At 48.8% G+C, this 1,942-nt stretch carries 1 protein-coding gene; it reads left to right on the forward strand.

Translation table 11 applies throughout. The features are described 5' to 3' along the window. A partial coding sequence (locus AB4249_RS20995) for a tandem-95 repeat protein (protein ID WP_372104638.1) occupies positions 1–1,942 on the forward strand: 1,942 nt, incomplete at both ends.

Consider the following 1,942-nt stretch of genomic DNA (forward strand, 5'->3'; position numbering starts at 1 on the left):
CAGTAGGTGTAACAGAGCAAGTCGTGGTGACGTACACCATGAGCGATGAAAGTGGCGAGCCGATCACATCGACCGCGACTATTACTGTCACCGGTACTAACGACAGGCCAATCGCTCGCAATGACAGTGGGTCTATTAACGAGGATGCGACTTTAGCAGTAGATGCATCAATAGGGTTACTGAAAAATGATAGCGATATTGATGGCGATAACCTCGAAGTCATTGGTATTCGGACAGGTGCTGAAAATGCATCAAATAGCACAGCTGGAACTGTAGGATCTGGATTAACCGGTAGCTTTGGTACTCTGATTGTTAACGAAGACGGTAGTTACAACTACGTTGCTGATAATGCGGATAGCTTAAAAGCTGGTGAGCAGGTGTCTGAAACGTTCACTTATACGATAAGTGATGGTAAGGGGGGGATGGATACTGCGACCTTAACTATTACGGTCACTGGCACAAATGATGGACCAAAAGCAACTGATGATAGTTACAACGAAAGTAGCGAGACGTTACTTTTCTCCGAGTCATTTGAACAAATGATAAACACTGGCAGATGGACAGTTGTGACTGGTGATGATCTTGGCGACTGGAATGCGACCAACGGGCTAGAGGTTCAGCGTGATGGTCTAATTGCTGATGCAACTCATGGTGACTATCTTGCTGAACTCGACGCTCACAAAAACACTGAAATTTCAACGATTATAGACACTTCAGGTCAAGATAGTATTCGGGTTGAATTTGACTATAACCCTCGCCAAGATGGTAACTCGTCTTCTGATATGGTCTTTAAAATCGGTGACACCTCGGTCACGGTACATGCGGATGGGACCCTTTCCGGTGCTAATGGACTTGATATTCAAATAAGCCTACCAGATGCTAATGGTTGGTACCGTGTTACCGCCGAGCTGGAGGTGCAAGCTGATAGTACGGAGTTAGCATTTGCAGGAGATGGTGCTTCAGATAGTCTTGGGGCTTTGATTGACAACGTTATTGTAACGGGGATCAACCAACCTGAGCTCGTTACGCGTGAAGATGAGCCTATTACGATCCCATTCGCAGAGTTGTTAGCGAATGATACTGATATCGATGGTGATGTTCTTTCAATTGTTGTTGGTTCAATAACGTCTGAGGTCAATGGCACATTATCGGTTGACTATGTAAACGAAACGATCACATTCACACCAGATCAAGACTACAACGGTGAGGCCACATTCCAATATACAGTCACTGATGGAAATGGTGGCGAAGACGAAGCGACAGTGACATTAAATATCACACCTGTAAACGACGCGCCCGAACTCAATGTCGATACCGGCGAGGTTGGTGAAGACGCAACTTTAACCGTTGGTGCTGGTAACGGTTTACTATCCAATGACTCCGATGTCGATGGCGACTCATTGAACGTCACGGGCATTTTGAACGGCATCACGGGCACCGCGACCGCCGTGGCAGAGAGTGGCGACACGGTGATCAGCAATGATTACGGCACATTGACCATTCGTGCTGACGGTAGTTACAGCTTTGTGGCGGACGGCAGTGATTCTCAAGCGTTGGCAACAGAAGCGACCGCGGAAGTGGTGTTCACCTACACCGCGAGCGACGGCACGGTCAACCAAACCAATACCTTAACCATTACCGTGACAGGCACCAACGATGCGCCTCAGTTAACCGCCGATGTGGGCGCGGTGAATGAAGACGCGACCTTAACGGTCAGTGCAGAACAAGGCGTTTTGGCCAATGACTCCGATGTCGATGGTGACTCATTGAACGTCACGGGTATTTTGAACGGTACCACGGGCACCGCGACCGCAGTGGCAGAGAGTGGCGATACGTTGATCAGCAATGATTACGGCACATTGACCATTCGTGCCGATGGCAGCTATAGCTTTGTGGCGGACGGCAGCGATTCTCAAGCGTTGGCCACAGGAGCGACCGCGGA

This window comes from Vibrio sp. 10N.261.55.F4, assembly GCF_041470465.1.
Classification (GTDB): Bacteria; Pseudomonadota; Gammaproteobacteria; order Enterobacterales; family Vibrionaceae; genus Vibrio; species Vibrio crassostreae_C.